The 16853-nt window shown below is 42.4% G+C and carries 14 protein-coding genes and 1 pseudogene; 11 read left to right on the top strand and 4 right to left on the bottom strand.

From position 1 onward, the window contains the following. The first annotated feature begins 21 nt into the window (after positions 1–21). Complete coding sequence (gene tnpA / locus PN466_RS17795) at positions 22–432, top strand: IS200/IS605 family transposase (protein ID WP_271941778.1); 411 nt, start codon at positions 22–24, stop codon at positions 430–432. A gap of 310 nt (positions 433–742) precedes the next feature. Here the strand turns inward: tnpA and PN466_RS26420 are convergent. Beyond that, positions 743–922, bottom strand: a pseudogene (locus PN466_RS26420) (hypothetical protein); the annotation flags it as partial. A 94-nt stretch (positions 923–1016) separates the two neighbouring features. After that, complete coding sequence (locus PN466_RS17790) at positions 1017–1628, bottom strand: 4Fe-4S single cluster domain-containing protein (RefSeq protein ID WP_271941777.1); 612 nt, start codon at positions 1626–1628, stop codon at positions 1017–1019. Positions 1629–1894: 266 nt separating this feature from the next. Between PN466_RS17790 and PN466_RS17785 the strand changes: the two genes are divergently transcribed. From PN466_RS17785 to PN466_RS17740, 10 genes are all read left to right on the top strand, one after another. After that, on the top strand, positions 1895–2734 hold the full coding sequence (locus PN466_RS17785) for an aldo/keto reductase (RefSeq protein WP_271941775.1): 840 nt from the start codon (positions 1895–1897) through the stop codon (positions 2732–2734). A 31-nt stretch (positions 2735–2765) separates the two neighbouring features. Beyond that, on the top strand, positions 2766–3074 hold the full coding sequence (locus tag PN466_RS17780) for a hypothetical protein (protein ID WP_271941772.1): 309 nt from the start codon (positions 2766–2768) through the stop codon (positions 3072–3074). A 142-nt stretch (positions 3075–3216) separates the two neighbouring features. Further along, the gene (locus PN466_RS17775) at positions 3217–4401 is read left to right on the top strand and encodes a hypothetical protein (RefSeq protein ID WP_271941770.1); all 1185 of its coding nucleotides are present in this window, start codon (positions 3217–3219) and stop codon (positions 4399–4401) included. An 85-nt stretch (positions 4402–4486) separates the two neighbouring features. Continuing rightward, the gene (locus tag PN466_RS17770; RefSeq protein ID WP_271941848.1) at positions 4487–4957 is read left to right on the top strand and encodes a tetratricopeptide repeat protein; all 471 of its coding nucleotides are present in this window, start codon (positions 4487–4489) and stop codon (positions 4955–4957) included. 25 nt (positions 4958–4982) lie between these two features. Then, positions 4983–5552 carry a Uma2 family endonuclease gene (locus tag PN466_RS17765; protein WP_271941768.1) on the top strand — a complete coding sequence of 190 codons (570 nt, stop codon included), beginning with the start codon at positions 4983–4985 and terminating at the stop codon, positions 5550–5552. A gap of 125 nt (positions 5553–5677) precedes the next feature. Then, the gene (locus tag PN466_RS17760) at positions 5678–9460 is read left to right on the top strand and encodes an FkbM family methyltransferase (protein ID WP_271941767.1); all 3783 of its coding nucleotides are present in this window, start codon (positions 5678–5680) and stop codon (positions 9458–9460) included. A gap of 35 nt (positions 9461–9495) precedes the next feature. Next, entirely contained in the window at positions 9496–10926 is a 1431-nt protein-coding gene (locus PN466_RS17755; protein ID WP_271941764.1) for an FkbM family methyltransferase, read from the top strand. Next, positions 10907–11707, top strand: a complete 801-nt coding sequence (locus PN466_RS17750; protein WP_271941762.1) for a hypothetical protein — start codon at positions 10907–10909, stop codon at positions 11705–11707. Before PN466_RS17755 ends, PN466_RS17750 begins: the two co-directional genes overlap by 20 nt. A gap of 56 nt (positions 11708–11763) precedes the next feature. Continuing rightward, a complete protein-coding gene (locus PN466_RS17745; protein ID WP_271941760.1) occupies positions 11764–12180 on the top strand; it encodes a tetratricopeptide repeat protein in 417 nt (138 codons plus the stop codon). 87 nt (positions 12181–12267) lie between these two features. Next, positions 12268–13815, top strand: coding sequence for a glycosyltransferase (locus PN466_RS17740; protein WP_271941758.1), 1548 nt, complete (start codon positions 12268–12270; stop codon positions 13813–13815). A 7-nt stretch (positions 13816–13822) separates the two neighbouring features. Here PN466_RS17740 and PN466_RS17735 read toward each other — a convergent pair whose 3' ends face one another. Then, complete coding sequence (locus PN466_RS17735) at positions 13823–16048, bottom strand: O-linked N-acetylglucosamine transferase, SPINDLY family protein (RefSeq protein ID WP_271941756.1); 2226 nt, start codon at positions 16046–16048, stop codon at positions 13823–13825. Between the two features lie 202 nt (positions 16049–16250). After that, a complete protein-coding gene (locus tag PN466_RS17730; protein WP_271941754.1) occupies positions 16251–16835 on the bottom strand; it encodes a type IV pilin-like G/H family protein in 585 nt (194 codons plus the stop codon). Positions 16836–16853 lie beyond the last annotated feature (18 nt).

The raw sequence follows: 16853 nt of genomic DNA, 5'->3' as shown, positions 1-16853 counted from the left end.
TATAGCCTTTAGTCGCTTGCTATGCCACAACAATTAAACACTCTCTATCACTGTTCTTACAGCATTCACTTTCACTTGGTCGCCTGCACCAAATATCGCCGCAAGTGCATTACCCGACCAATGCTGAACAGACTCAAAGAGATATTCTCAGAAACTCTGCAGAAGTGGGAGGCAGAGCTGATTGAGTTTAATGGTGAAGCGGATCATATCCACTTGCTAATGTCTGTAAACCCCAAGGTTCAGCCGTCCAAGTTGGTCAACAACCTGAAGACTGTTTCCAGTCGCCTAATTCGCAAAGAATTTGCAGATCATCTAGGTAAGGTTTACCGCAAGCCTATGTTCTGGAGTCGTTCGTACTGCATTATTTCCTGTGGTGGAGCACCTATCTCAGTCCTAAAACAGTACATTCAACAGCAAGCAGAGATTGAGTAATTGCTCCCTCTGGTCGCCCGTCGCTTCACCCCCACCCATAGCCGAAGGCTTGGGTGGAGCACTGCGATGGAGCTTGGTAGGGGTTTTTGGTCTCCAAACCCCTACTAAAATTTTCGTCCACACCCCCAAGGGAGATCGTCAAATTGGCCGCGAGGTGGAAAAAAAGGAGGCGAGTATTGAGGAATCGTTTGCACCAATAACCAGACGATCGCGCAGTGAATTACCGATCAGCCAAAGACTCATAATAGATTTCTCGCAAGCCAGTTAGGGTCGATCTCTCCAAAAGTGTCTATCCACTGGTCAAATAGCATCAGACTCCCTTGGATAAGAATATATGCGGCGATCGCAATTTCCCATAAATTGAGATGATAGAGTGCAGAAAGTGGCGTATCTTTATATCACCAGTAGAAACAGACCCCACGAGACTAGACTGGGAACTATCGCTCCATTGGTCAAGGGCAATCAGTTCAACAACCAGTTGAGTGAACCCTATATTGCCTGAACGCATAGGACTGTCTAGGTTGCAAAATTGGGAGTTTGGTCATGATCTACAATTTCTAATATTGCGATCAACTCAAGAAACCCTACAATTCAGCCAAAGTCATCTGGCCGCGATACCCCGTGACTAAGCGAGTGCCATCTTTGAGAATATGGATTTCCATTTGATCGCTCGCCCAACTAATCGCATTTTCAAATTCTGGATTCAGGATATGAACCCGCTGATTACTCGAAGAAACGGGAGAAGTGGGGGAATGAATTGCTAAAGATTCTATATAAGGACCATCAATCAGAATATCCAGTTGATCGAGTAACTCTTGTGCCCCTTCCGGCGCACCTTTGGCCCTTAACTGCTCTACGGTAAAACCCGTAAATGACATAATATTGAATCCCTTCGCTTTAAGCTGACGAGCCAAGTTAGCCAGTCCTGGAGCCTGCCAAAAAGGTTCTCCTCCAGAAAAGGTCACCCCTTGATTGCGGGGATTACTGGCAATTTTTTCTGCTAGGGTATCAATGGAGATCAGTTGATTAATCTCAAACGACCAAGAAGCGGGATTAAAACAGCCAGAACAAGCGCGAGTACAGCCTTGAACCCAGACCACAGCGCGACATCCTGGGCCATTAACTTCCGACTCGTCTACATATCCCATGATGTTGAGATGGTTGGCGGGAATAGGTGGAGATTTAGGGTAACTCATGATCGCTAGAGAGATGAGGGTTGGTTTCTATTCTAGACGCAAGACTCCTATATGGTTATAAAGCGAATCTAAAAATTTGTTGGGTGGTGATAGAATCCGCGATGGGAGAGTAATATCAAATCCTTAGATGTTTGCTACAGATGATTGATACTCCGGACACGGGGATTGATGTGTAGCGTGATTTTTGGGATTGGATATAAAAACCTGAGCGTTCTTCGGATAAAACAATGATTCTTGAAAAGATAATCCCAGAAATCAACTTTTCTATGCCAGTTTTTGGCATGGGAACATGGATGTTAGGAGGGAAACTAGAACCGAGTCCAGACCGATGCGAGCGATCTGATACGGACTCTATTGTGCGAGCGATTGATGCGGGATTAACCCATATCGATACTGCGGAAATTTATGCTGGGGGATATGCAGAGGAAGCGATCGCTAAAGCTATATCAGGCTACGATCGATCAACGCTATTCCTAGTGTCAAAAGTTTCATCTGCCCATCTGCGATACAACGACTTAATAGAATCAGCAAAGCAAAGTCTAGCTCGATTGAAAACCGATTATCTCGATCTTTATCTGATTCATGAACCCAATCCTAATATTCCCATGGAAGAAACGATGAATGCCATGGCTTATCTTAAAGATAACGGTTATATTTTGAATATTGGGGTCAGCAATTTCAGCACGGAGCGAGTTAAAGCGGCACAAAAACTCATTGATGCGCCTATTGTGGCTAACCAAGTGCATTATAATCTCAAGTTTCGCGAACCTGAAATTCTTGGATTATTAGAGTACTGTCAGGCTACCAACATGATGTTAATTGCTTGGCGACCGATTCAGAAAGGATTGCTCTCGACTGGTGGGATTCCTATTTTGGATGAAATGTGTGAAAAATATGCAAAATCCCCTGCTCAAATTGCTATTAATTGGTTGATTTCACAGCCGAATGTTGTTACGCTTTCAACAATGCGAACTTTAGAGCATCTTGAAGAAAATTTAGGGGCACTGGGTTGGGAAATGGAGGCTGAAGATATCGAAAAACTGCGGTCTCTTTTTCCAGAGCAGCAAACGATTTCCGATGTGCCTTTAATCTCGTCAGTCGAATAAGATCTCTTGTCAAAGAAAGGATATATTGATTATGTCTGAGAGATGTCTGTTTCGTTTTGGCTTCATTTGGATTCGTCAGATGTCTCTGTTGCCTGGCGAAGCAACGCCATGGCATTATGACTTATGCCATCGAATTACAGTAGTTCTTCAAGGCCATACTTTAGCCATTGAATATGATGATCGGATGCCAACGAAGAATGTAACCTATAAACCGGTACAAATTGATTGGGACAAACCGAGCGCTCATCTCCATCGTGCTGTAAATTCAAGTAGTGAGTTTTATGAGGAGTTAACGATTTTCTTCCTTGATCGGCCGGGTCTTAATCCACAGCCTAGGTAGCCAGTAGGATGGGAGTATATCGGAGAAATCGCGATCGCTGTCGCGAAATGGAGTTTTATTGCACTAGCAATAGCCGGCATTATTGTACAAAGCGCTATAAAATTAGGTTAGATCGATCGCAATATTTTCTGGATCGCTTATCATGTCTCGACCTATTGCCTATCTTGCCCAAGGTAAACTTTATCTCCAAGAGGCTCAGAATCAATTTCGGGAAATCAAGAGTGAATTTGGCCAATCGATTCAACGCCAACGCTTGCAGGCTCAACGCCGGAATGCTTGGAAAGATAGGGGAATTCGTTCGATGATGATGTCTCCCCAAGCGATGGCTCAGTTGGAACAGCAGGCGGAAGCGATAGTTCCAGTAGCCATTAGTAGTCTGTGTAATTCCGGAGAGGGTAAGTTTTTTTATGCCCTAGAAGCTGGGGAGATGGGGGCTTTATTTCGGTTCGATCCCAATGGCGATCGCGAAGATCGGCTATTTCATAATGCAGATTTTCAAATTAGTCATTTAGATTATAGTGCTGAGGATGATTTGATTGCCTGCACCAAAGCTTACCCCACAGGGATTACCAATATTGCTACGCTCTCACCCAATAGTGTGCGTCCAAATGACATGACAGAAGGGGATTCTATCGATTTAGCGCCCCGCTGGATACCGAATCAAAAGGCTTTAGTGTATCAATCGGCTGGAGTCAGTCGCAATGGTGAGGGCTTTGTGGTGAATCGCGCTCCTTTTTCAATTGAAAAGTTAGATTTTTATCAACAGGATTTAACCACGTTAGCTGAAGATCCCAAGTCTGATTTTTTGGGGCCCCAAGTCGGTTCTGATGGTCTACTGTATTATATTCGCCGTCCCTATCGTTCATTCCACCGTTCGTTTAATATCTGGCAATTTTTGAAGGATATTCTTCTGATTCCGGTTCGTTTGGCCTATGCTATTTTCCAGTTTTTTAATTTCTTTAGCCAGAGTTTTACAGGCAAGCCTTTGATCGCTGCGGGAACGCAACAAAAGGTGGAACCCAAACGGATGCGGATCTGGGGAGATTGGTTAACGTTGGATAATCTCCCGAATCAACATGCCGAAGATCAGGATGCTCCTCCCTTGGTTCCCCCCAGTTGGGAGTTGGTGCGTCAAGGAAACCAGGGAGTGCCGGAGGTGTTAGCCACGAGTGTTTTGGCTTATGATTTGACAGCCGATGGTACGGTGGCTTACAGCAATGGTAGTGGGATTTATCTGTTATCGGCTCAAGGGGAACGGCAACGGGTGGCGATCGCCCATCAAATTGAAGCAGTGAGGTTTCTGGATTCTAGAGAGCAGCAGGAATGATGAAGTTTTGGCACAAGACCAATGAGCAATAACCAATAACCCATGAGCAGGGTTAAACTAGAAAGAACTGCTCTTGTGGAAAACCATGCGCGATCCAGAATTAGATGGTTTACTATCCGATCTCCAGAGTGATTCCGAACCGGTGCGCGAACAAGCCATTCAGGAACTATGGCGGCGCTGGTTTAACCAAAAAGGAATGATGGGGGTGAAGCGACTGCAACAAGCCCAGAGAGTATTGGATGCTGGTCATTTCGATAGAGCTGAAGAGCTGTTAACAGAAGTGATTCACGATTGGCCAGATTTTGCGGAAGCTTGGAACCGGAGAGCTGTGCTACATTATATGCGCCGGGAGTATCAGAAGGCGATCGCTGATTGTGAAGAAGTCGTGCGCTTAAATCCAATTCACTTTGGGGCACTGCATGGGTTAGGATTATGTCATGCGGCTCTGGCTGAATATCGGGAGGCGATCGCAGCCTTTCGTCAAGCTTCGGAACTTGTTCCCCACGCGATCGAGAATCAGCGCCTGATCCTCGAATGTACCGCCCGCTTAAATTGAATGTCGATATCTGTGGTCAAGAAGTATGGTGACTTTAACGCTCGATCCGATTATTCAACTCACCCCTGAGCAATTTTATCAACTCTGCCAACAAAACCCAGAGCTTAAACTCGAACGCAGCGCAACGGGAGAACTGGATCTTATGCCCCCTACAGGTGGTGAAACCGGCCGTGTCAATACTCAATTTATTCTACAACTGGCTGTGTGGAATGAACAAAGCCAACTCGGTGAAGTGTTCGACTCTTCCACTGGGTTTCATTTACCCAATGGCAGCGATCGCTCCCCAGATGCAGCTTGGATTACTAAAGAGCGCTGGCATAATCTTACCCCAGAACAGCGAGAAAAATTTCTCCCCCTCTGTCCCGACTTTGCTGTGGAAATTCTGTCTCCGAGCGATCGCCTAGCCAAAACTCAAGCGAAAATGCAGGAATATCTGGATAATGTTTGTCGTCTCGGTTGGTTGATTAACCGCAAACAGCGCCAAGTCGAAATTTACCGTCCCGGACAACCCCCAGAAGTGTTAGACGCTCCCACCAGTGTATCCGGAGAAGAGGTTTTGCCAGGTTTTGCCTTGGATTTGACTGCGATTTGGTAGGGGGCGATCGCTTTTATGGGAAAATTGGGAAGACTTAGAAATATCAGTAAGTGTATTGATTGTCCTATACTAGGGTAGTATTAATTACTGATTTTTGATAAACTTCTTCTTTGGGAGATAAAGCGATGCCAGAATCCCCATCAACTCTAGAAAGACTTATTCCCCCAGAAATTAAGAATGATGAGTTATATCAAGCCATTCAAATCCTTTCTAGAAAAGCAGATCTAAAAACCGTTCTGGAAATTGGCTCCTCTTCCGGTTCTGGCAGCACCGAAGCCTTTGTTACAGGCTTAATGGGTAATCCTCAAACTCCCGATCTGTACTGTATGGAAGTCTCTCAAAGCAGATTTGATGCGTTGCAGAAGCGATATGAAAATCACCCTTTTGTTCATTGCTACCATGTCTCCTCAGTAGCCTTAGAACAATTTCCCACAGAGCAGGAAATTCGAGCATTTTACCAAACCCAACAAACCTATCTTAACCTGTATCCTCTTGAACAAGTATTAGAGTGGTGGAAAGCAGATACTGAATACTTGAAAACATCAGGAGTTGATACCCATGGAATTAGAAAAATAAAAGCAGAAAATAACATAGATGTTTTTGATCTCGTTCTCATTGATGGTTCTGAATTTACAGGGACAGCAGAATTAGAAGAAGTGTATGGAGCCAAGCTAATTGTTCTTGATGATATCAATACCTTTAAGAATTATCAAAATTACACTCGATTGCTGAATGATCCAAAGTATACCTTACTTCAAGAGAATAAAAGACTGCGCAATGGTTACGCTATTTTTGGAAGTGTCAGTTATATCAAGTATCGTTTTAACAATGAAATCAAAGAACAAAATCTAGTCAACACCTTAGTCAAATCAGGGATGACTGTGTTTGATGTAGGCGCGAACCTAGGAGACTATTCGATTCTGTTGAGCCAATTAGTCGGTGAGTCTGGTAGAGTTTATGCGTTTGAACCCACGTCAACAGTTTTTGAAAAACTCGAAGATCGATTAAACAGTCAAGATTCAAACAATGTTAATGCATTTAAAAAAGCAGTTTTTTCAGAAAACAAAGAGATAGAGTTCCATGAATTTCCAGAAGACTATTCTGTGTGGAACAGTATTGGTATGCCACAGATGCCAAATCCAGACAATCCGCAAGAAAATGTTCCAATTGCTAAGACCGAAATTGTAGAAGGAATCACTCTAGATGCTTTTTGTGAGACCAAAAATATTGAAACAATAGATTATTTGAAAATTGATGTAGAAGGAGCTGAGTCTGATGCCCTTTTAGGTGCAAGGAACTTGTTGAAACAAAAGAAGGTGAGATTTATTCAATTTGAGATCTCGCAAAAGATGCTCGACGGATTAAACAGAAAAGCGGGAGATACATTCAAAATCTTAATCGAGAATGGTTATGAATGTCATCAAATTGAGAAGGATGGTAGAATTGGAGGGCAAGTCATAGATTCTCATGCCTTTTATGAGAATTATATTGCATTTCCTGAAGTCCCCATTCATTTCTTTACCATTGTTTTGAATGGAGAGCCTTTTGTTAAATATCACATCAAAGTCCTTAAAAAGCTTCCTTTCAAATGGCATTGGCATATTATTGAAGGAGTGGCAGATCTCAAACATGATACGAGTTGGAGCGTGAAACTTGGTGGAAAGATAACGGATGAGATTCATGACCAAGGTTTGAGTAAAGATGATACATCAGAATACTTAGATCAACTCAAAGCAGACTATCCAGAAAATATAACCCTCTATCGAAAACCAGAAGGTGAATTCTGGGATGGAAAACGAGAAATGGTGAATGCTCCTTTAGCCAACATTAGAGAAGAATGCTTACTTTGGCAGATAGATGTAGATGAAATTTGGACGGTGGAGCAAATTTGCAACGCTAGAAGATTGTTTATTGAACAGGGAGAAAAAACAGCCGCGTATTACTGGTGCTGGTACTTTGTAGGAGAAAATTTGGTCATTAGTACCCGCAATTGCTACACTCAAAATCCCCAACAGGATTGGTTGCGTACCTGGAGGTTTAAGCCGGGATATGTTTGGGCAGCCCATGAACCGCCAATATTAGTTGAACCTTTACCTGATGGACAGTTTAAAAATATAGCTGCTATTAATCCTTTGACTCATGATGCAACAGAAAAAGAAGGTTTGGTTTTTCAACATTTTGCCTATGTGACTCCCGAACAATTAAAATTTAAAGAACAGTATTACGGTTATCAAAATGCAGTAATCGAGTGGAGCGCACTACAGTCAGAAGCCCAGTTCCCAGTTTATCTTCGCGATTATTTTTCATGGGTAGGGGATAACACAATGGTCGATCGCGCTGAGTCATTGGGTATAGCCCCCTTAGTCCAAAAGGATGTAACAGAAGGGAATTGGAAGTTTTTACAGCCCCAGTTCTCAAAATTATCGAAGAAAGCTCAGAGGAAATCGCCGACCATTGTCATTGATGGCGTGTTCTTCCAACTTTATAATACAGGGATTGCTCGCGTGTGGCGATCGCTGTTGGCAGAATGGGCTAAAACTGACTTTGCTGCTCATATCCTATTGCTGGATCGACATAACACGGCACAAATTCCTGGAATTAAGTCTAGAACCATTCCTCGGTATGACTACAACAATACAGAACTTGATAAACAAATGCTCCAGGAGGTTTGCGACATAGAAGGAGCAGATCTATTTATTTCCACTTACTACACTACCCCCCTATCCACCCCTTCTGTCTTCATGGCCTATGACATGATTCCGGAAGTCTTAGGTGCAAATGTTAATGAACCTATGTGGCGTGAAAAACACCATGCCATCAGTCATGCAGATTCCTACATTTCTATTTCTGAAAGCACTGCCCGCGATCTGGTGAAGTTTTTCCCAGAGATCGCCCTCGATCAAATTACCGTAGCTCATTGCGGTGTTTCTCCCACTTTTACGGCAGCCACAGCAACTCAAATCAACGAATTTAAGTACAAGTATGGGATTACTAAGCCTTATTTTCTGCTGGTGGGTGCGGGCGGAAATTACAAAAATTCCATGTTGTTTTTCCAAGCTTTTTCAACACTACACAGCAAACAAGGCTTTGAAATGATCTGTACGGGAAGTGGTGTTCCCCTTGGCAATGAATATAGACAATATGCTTCAGGCAGTGTGATACATTCATTGATTCTCTCTGATAAAGAATTGAAAGTCGCTTATTCTGGGGCTGTGGCTTTGGTGTATCCCTCCCTGTATGAGGGTTTCGGAATGCCGGTGGCAGAAGCCTTAGCTTGTGGTTGTCCTGTAATTACCTGTGCCAATGCGTCTCTTCCAGAAGTTGGGGGAGATGCAGTGATCTATGTTGACCCCTATAATGTTGAGGGTTTAGCTGAGCAACTCTGTGAAGTCCAAAAAACAAAGGTTCGTCGCTCATTGATCGCCAAAGGTTTAGCACAAGTGAAGCAGTTCTCCTGGCAGAAAATGGCCAACACTATGAAGTTAGCAGTGCTGAGAGGAACTTTGGCTCGTTTAAATCTGCGAGAGATTAACTTAATTCTATTTCCAGACTGGTCACTACCTGAAGAAAGGATTGGGTTAGCCTTGCAAGAGGTCATTAAAGGGTTAGTTAGCCATCGCGATCGCTCCAAAATGACTTTATTGATCGATCATAGTAATATAGAAGCCGAAGATGCCGATCTACTATTATCGAGCGTAGCGATGAATTTGCTGATGGAAGAGAGTGTGGAGGTTGATGAAGGGCCAGAAATTGTTTTAGTGGGGAACTTAAGTGAGGCTCAATGGTCAGTATTAATCCCTCAGTTACAGGGGCGAATTCAGTTAGAAGATGAAAATCAAGATGCAATGTACACCGTTCATGCCGATCAAATCACCCCTATAGACATGAGTTATTTATTTAAAAATTGAGCAACACTATTAACACAAGAGGAGATTTCTAAAAAATGCCAAAGTTCATTGAGAGCTTAAAGAAAAGTGGAAAACTCGATAATATTGGTATTACAATAGCTATTGTCGGTTCTAGGGTACTAGAAGGGTTTGACAAAGACTATGTCGATCAAGGTTGGGGTTGGCTTGGCTCAAACCTAACAATATATGGTTTTGATGCCCATCGTGACGCTTGCGAAACCATGAATCAAAAGCTGCAATTATCAAATAGCGTGCACAAAGAAAAACATATTCCTTTAGCTCTTTGGAACTGCGTAAGTACTGAGACTTTGTACCTTACTAGATACCCTGCTTGTAGCTCTCTGTATCCTCCAAACCCGTCATTTGTGTCTCGTTTTGTTGGTGGGGAATTGAGTATGCAAGTGGTATTAGAAGAAACAATAGAGACAACAACTCTAGATGATTTTTGTCATGCAGAAGGAATTAGTAGTATCGATTTCTTACAAATCGATACCCAAGGAGCAGAGCTGAAAATTTTGCAAGGTTCTGAGAGCCTTTTAAAAAATTTACTGTTTCTGAAAGTAGAAGTAGAATTCGCCCGTCTCTATGAAAATGTGCCTCTCTTTAGCGATATAGACTTGTATCTGAGAGATAAAGGCTTTAGCTTTCTTGATTTTGGTAAATTATATCGGAATGACCGTCGTAGAGGCCCTCTACATTCTGAACAGCATCTGGGTCAGTTAGTATGGACAGATGCTTTTTATTTTCAAGATTTGATTCAAGAGTCAGAAGCATCCCAAAAAAATCCAGAAAAGCTCTTAAAGTTAGCATGTGTTGCTGATATTCTAGAGTTTTATGACGTAGCGATGGAAACGTTAGAGTACATCACTTGGAAATATGGAGATCAACCCAAGTATAATTTTGCTAATAACTTAGCTGAAGTCATATCTGAATACCCTAAAGCCGTTGAATTTGGAATTAATCTCTTACCAGAAATGCAAAGAATTCAACACTATCTGGATAGTAAATATGTTAAGGAATCTTCACTGCACAAGCCAAACGATCTGGATTTAAACATAGCACTAAGAGAAACTAACTGGATCGCTTTTCCAGATTGGTCACAACCTGAAGAAATGATTGAGTTGGCATTGCAAGAGGTTATTAAAGGTCTAGTCAGTCATCCTGATCGCACTAAAATGACTTTATTGATTGATCGCAGTAATATAGAAGCCGAAGATGCAGATCTACTCCTATCGAGCATGGCGATGAAGTGGCTGATGGAAGAGAGTGTGGAAGTAGATGAAGGGCCAGAAATTATTTTAGTCGGAGACTTAAGTGAGGTTCAATGGTCAGTTTTAATGCCCCAATTACAAGGGAGAATTAAGCTAGAGGATGAAAATCAAGATGCGATCACCTTATCTCAGGTAGATTCCATTCCTCTTATTGAGCTAGGAGATCTTCATGTTCATGAACCGACAGTGGGCTAACACAATGGCAGCAGGAGGGTTAATTCTCCTATGTTCTCTGGCAATTTTTTCAGTACAATTACTTAAACTGAACCGGCTTAAAGTAGAGTCAACTGAGCGATCGCCGCAACAACGGCAGCAAGAAGTCGCTCAAGAAGCTCTGGAACTGAAATTACTCCAGGTTTTACCTAATTTTGGCTTTGATAATCTCACTGCCAATTGGAGCTTTGTTAAATTTCTGATCTATTTTGGTGACGATCCGGCCCGCGATCAAACTGGCTATGATTTGTCTACTGAGTATTTTAAGGTTACTCTCACAGAAGATCCTCGATTTATCCCCGCTTATTTTGGACTTTCTGCAAGTGTTTCTTTGTATTCTGGACAACCGGATATTTCTGTGTCGATGATGCAACAAGGCTTAGAACAACTCTCTTCTCAAGACCCCCCTCGTGGTTACTATGCCTGGCGCTACATGGGGGTTGACCAACTTCTGTTTTTAGGGGAAGGTGAAGCAGCGCGGGATTCATTTACTAAAGCGGCTGAATGGGCAAGTGAATATAACGATCCAGAGAGTGAAACTATTATGGCTCTGTCTGCCTCAACAGCAGAGTTTTTAGCGGAAAACCCTAATAGCAAGCGGGCACAGTTTCAAGCTTGGGGCAGTGTACTCATTAATGCAACCGATGAAAAAACACGCCAGAGAGCTATTACCAGCATGGAGGCGATCGGCGGCCGTGTTATCCTGGACTCGGAGGGCCGCATAGAATCCTTAATTCCACCTCCCTTAGAACCGGTTGATTGAGCTGAAATTGCGATCGCTCTAAATCTAGTTTGAGTGATAACTTCTATAATAAGAACATGAAAAAATCACAACGTTTTCTATCCATTGTTGGCGCACTGGCATTCTTCAGTTCTACTGCCTTTGCGACCACTCGTTTATTTCGAGATTCCCAGCACCAAAATCCCTCTCCAGAAATCCCTGAAGTGAACCCGCAAGAACAACTCATGAGCTATGAAAGAGGATATCTCAAAGTTCTAGAACGAGAACCGCAAAACCAAGTGGCTTTAGAAGGATTAGTCAGGGTTCGACTACAAATGAACAACCTTGAAGGTCTTGTAGAACCTCTCGAAACTCTGATTGAAATCAATCCAGAAGATCAAACCTACCAAACGCTTTATACTCAACTTCAAGAACAATTAAACACGACTCAATCTCCCCAACCGGAAGAAGAATCATCAGCTCCTAATTCTATGCCATCCCCAACACAGGAATAACCTAGACATAATTATTGTATAAAACCAAACAAATTACATACAATGTAATTTAATCCCTTTATCTGAAGCATAAACATTCTATTCATTATGGTAGCTTCTCCTCAAATATCACGCGATCGTATCCAGCCTTGTAGTGCTTATTTCTATCTGATAGAAGATCAGTTTCCCCATCTAGCTATTGGGTTAGCTGAAGGGTTGAAAGCCTTAAATATCCCAGTTTATGCAAATTGCAACTATTGGCTCCTTTCTACTGAACCAGGAGATTATTTATTTATTCATGACTCTCAGGTTAACCCTGAAGATTGTTTACTGGTTATTCTCGATAAAAACTGGGTTTTTGCCCAACGTCCCTTTCCAGAATTGATCTGTAACCGATATCGCCACCATATAAACATTTATCTTGATGATATGGATGGGCCTGATGCCTCTCTATGGCCGCCAACAATCGCTCATTTTGATGTTATCTTGAGAACACACTGTCATCATCAGACTCAATATCCCAGTAACTTTATTCCCTGGGCTTTTGGCCTATCCCATCGGATCGTTACAGAAGTGCAAACGATTCCCACTTTTGACCAGCGTCAGTATTCCCTCTTATTTAACTTCCGAGTCGATCAAAAAGAACTGTTTACCAGTTATCCAATAAATGCAGTTGAACAAGGCTTTGCCACAACTCATACTCACCAAGGAGAAAGGTTTAAAGTACAAGCCGATTATCCGGTACGGATTGTCACAAACCAGCAATTTATTCCTCTGATTGAGAAGATTTTACCGGTAGATCAAAAGGTTGATGCTCGTCATAACTCTCCTTCCGACCCCTATCATTACTTACAATGGAAACAAACAGGCCGTCGTCATTATCCCCAATATTATCAGCGCCTTAAATCCCAGGTCGCTTGTGCTGCTTTTGCTGGTTGGTATATCCCTGCCCTGAAGAAGCGATCGCCTTATATTGAATGGTGGGATAGTTGGCGATTCTGGGAATCCCTAGCTGCTGGATGTGTCACCTTTCACGTTGACTTGGATCGATATGCTGTAAGCCTCCCAGTCATGCCAGAAAATTGGACGCACTATATTGGCATTGATATGGAAAATATGCAAGATACCGTAGACCGGATCAGAAGCGAACCCACTGTTCTCGAAAAAATTTCTCAAGCAGGACGACAATGGGTTCTGGAACATTATGCCCCCATTCCTACAGCTCTAAGATTTTTAAAACTTTTGGGATTTAAGAGTACAGAAGAATTACTTCCCTTTGAATTAAGAGAACTCAATCTGATTGCTTTTCCAGATTGGTTACAACCAGAAGCACAGCTTGTGCAGGACTTAGGAAATTTACTCCAACGAGTCTTAAATTATGGAGATAGCCACCGTATTGCTCTGTTAATAGATATTAACAAGACCACAGCAGAAGAAGCCAATGAAATTTTAGCTCAAATCACCTTTCAGCTCTTAATGTTAGGGGAAATTGAAGAGATGGAAGAAGATAACGCACCCGACATTATCTTCCTAGAGTCTTTGAGTACCTCTCAATGGCACGTCTTACAATATCAGCTTCAGGCTCGTATTGCTCTAGAAAACGAAAATCAAGATGCTCTGGTCAATGCTAAACTACAACATCTACCTCTATTCTAATCCTGGCTCAATCTCCAGACTCAACATATCGTTGCCACATTTGCTCATAAGCCTTTTCCATCTCACGAGCAAACTGCTTGCTATTCCATAAGGGCGAAGTTTTCCGAGACTCTTTCAACTTCCATGCCACGTTTTGTCGTAATTCGGGTTCTTTACCAAAACGAATTCCCCATTTAATATATTCTTCATCTGTCCAAGCTATACCCTCAGTAACCCCCACATTCATCATCATGGTATAGCTATTGCGAGCCGCAAATTGTTTGCCAACTTGAGTCACGATTGGAACACCCATCCATAACGTTTCTAGGGTAGTCGTCGCTCCATTGTAAGGAAAAGTATCTAACACCACATCAAGAATACTCATATTGGCACGGTGCATAGCTTCAGAGGGTGCAGGACGGATAAACCTCAGTTGCTCTTCTAAGACTCCTTCTTCCTCTGCTAGTTGCAGAAAAAACTGCTTAATCAAATCTTGGTCGCCCAATCCTTTAATCAGGAAATAACTGTTAGGCACTTCTTTAATAATCTTCAGTTGCGCTCTTGCATTGTCTGGGTGACGCTTAAAGCCCCGTTGGGAACTAAAGTACAAAACCGCATCATTAGGAATATCTAGCATTTCGCGGCGCAGAGTAGGGACTTCAACCTCAAATCCATCCACCGCAATATAGGTCTGGGGCAATCGCCAAATTGTTTCACAGTAGTAATCCTGGGCATTTTCAGGTAAGACATAAGGATCGGCAATCATATAGTCAATTGTCGGAATACCCGGAGCATCCCATCCTAACCAACTGACTTGAATAGGAGCAGGTTTGAGAGCCATAACCGTGCAAGCTAAATCTAGGGTGAGACTATCAAGATCAACCAGAATATCGATATTATCTTCACTAATGCGATCGGCAACCTCAAGATCCTCACGTCCGAGTTTACGAGCTTGAGTAACATTCTCAACATACCATTGTTGTAGCGGGTCGGGAGACTCTGACTTATAGTTGACAACATAAGCATAAATTTCATACTGCTCTTGGTCATGATGTTGGAATAACCATCGAGCCAACCATCCCACGGAGTGACTCATAAAACAATGGGAAAGATATCCAATTCTCAAACGCTTGGATTTTGAACCCGGAGCATTCCAACCCTTTCTGTAGCGTTGCACTCGCTCTTGCTCGTGAAACTCAATTCCAGACTGACAAAACTGAGCTAAATGATTATGAATCTCTCGATTAGCTCTGGCTTCATCCCGAAAGTAAGGGAAAAAATAGCTGCTGGTATACAAACGACTACTACTGAATAAAGGGTAATTTTGGGCTTCCTTGGGATCGAGGGAGAGCAGTAACTCAGCTTGTTGATCGGAAATCACTAAGGCATCATGCCAACGTCCACCCGTATCCATTAAGGCCGTAATTTTCAGGAAATTAGCAATAATCTTGTCAATGGAATTTTGAGCTAACTGATGAACAATTTCTGCCGCTTCTAGGGCTTTCTCATATTCGCGATTAAGTTGATAGTAATTGGATAGTTGTCGCCAGATTTCTGGGTGCTCTGGATCAGCTTTTAGGGCGATTTTAGCTAATGTAATAGATACTTCTGGATGAAATAGGGTGCGACTGATTTTGATACAAGAGGATAAAATTATTTTCAGAAATGCGGATAAGTCTTCGATAGAAATGAAAGGAACACACACTTCCACAAACTTCGGTAGGAGGGGATCTAAGGGGGCTTTATCCAGGAAAACATTTAAAGTTTCTAACAGTAGAGGTAGATTCACCTCTACTGCTTCTGAGTTAGCACTCAATAAGTCAGTAATTCCGATTTCAGTCAGTTCGTCCTCTGTTAATCTCTCTAGTTCTAGAGCCAGTTGTAGGAGATTAAGTAAATTATTAATATCGGTTGGATCGATTTCCCGAATGTGCTGCCGAATTACCCATGTTAATTTTGGCTGGTTTGCCTTAACTTGACGTTCGGCTTCAGTTTCTAAAACACTGACCAATTCTTGAGTCCATAGCCCTATTTCCTCGTCTGTTGCTTCCCCAATAACTAACATCCAAGTGACTTGAGCTTCAATTTCCTGTCCTTGAAGGAGTAAGGCTAATCCCAAGTACCAATACCCTTCTCTGCACTCAGGGTACATATCAAGCCAGTTTTGGTAAAGCGTGACAGCTTGAGCATAGTCTTGGGTAACGAAATATTCAAGGGCCTGTTGTTGTAACTCTGTCGTAGAAATGCCAGTCATCGCTTACTTGAAAATCAATAAAAATCCAAAGAAATATAGGGTAAGCCAATTCTAGCTCACCCTATATTAAGTCTATCGTAATACTAGATTTGCTTCTGTATACAGTTGAGCTTAATCAAGAATTGAGAGGAAGTTATCTCTCAATAGTCGATCCATGGCAAGCTGAAAGAGAAATAGTATTACTCGAAAAAACGGCTTCAGATTAAAATGCAGTCCAATCGGTAGGGGCATAAGGACCAGTTGCATTAACACCAGTAGATTGACTCCACTTAGCAGAGGGCAATGTGTTTTCTGCAACACCAGCGCTGTCACTTTCAAACAGTTTTGCTAATGTTGTAGCTTCTAGGTTACCAGCGGTACCACCTTCACCCGTTTGGACTGAACCCAGGTAGGACTTAAGAGTATTACTGTCTGACCACCCGTAGTTATTTACTCCCGTACCTTTCGCTGGATCTTGATTAATCGGCTGACCAGACGTGGGACCACTGATTGCATATCGATAGTTCTCAGTTTCAGATTGAATCCCTAAACCTAGGCTAGTCAGTGTTGTGGTGAAGATATCTTTCTCCAAGAAGTAGGCTTGTTGCTGACGGTTCATGGAACCGGTGTATTGTTTAGCTTCTGATTGTTTGGCTTTGTTGGCTTGGTTGAGGAAGGAAGGCAGAGCAATAGCTGAGAGAATACCGATGATGATGATAACAACCAGTAGCTCAATCAGGGTAAATCCTTCATCTTCTTTTTTAGAGATCAGGTGGCTCAGGAATTTAGTCCGAAATTCAGTTTTCATTACTTTTTAGGTCTCCTT

Origin of the sequence: Roseofilum reptotaenium CS-1145 (assembly GCF_028330985.1) — a bacterium.
GTDB classification, from domain to species: Bacteria; Cyanobacteriota; Cyanobacteriia; order Cyanobacteriales; family Desertifilaceae; genus Roseofilum; species Roseofilum reptotaenium.
The sequence above is the reverse complement of the archived record's forward strand: the minus strand, read 5'-3'. Positions and strand labels throughout refer to the sequence as shown.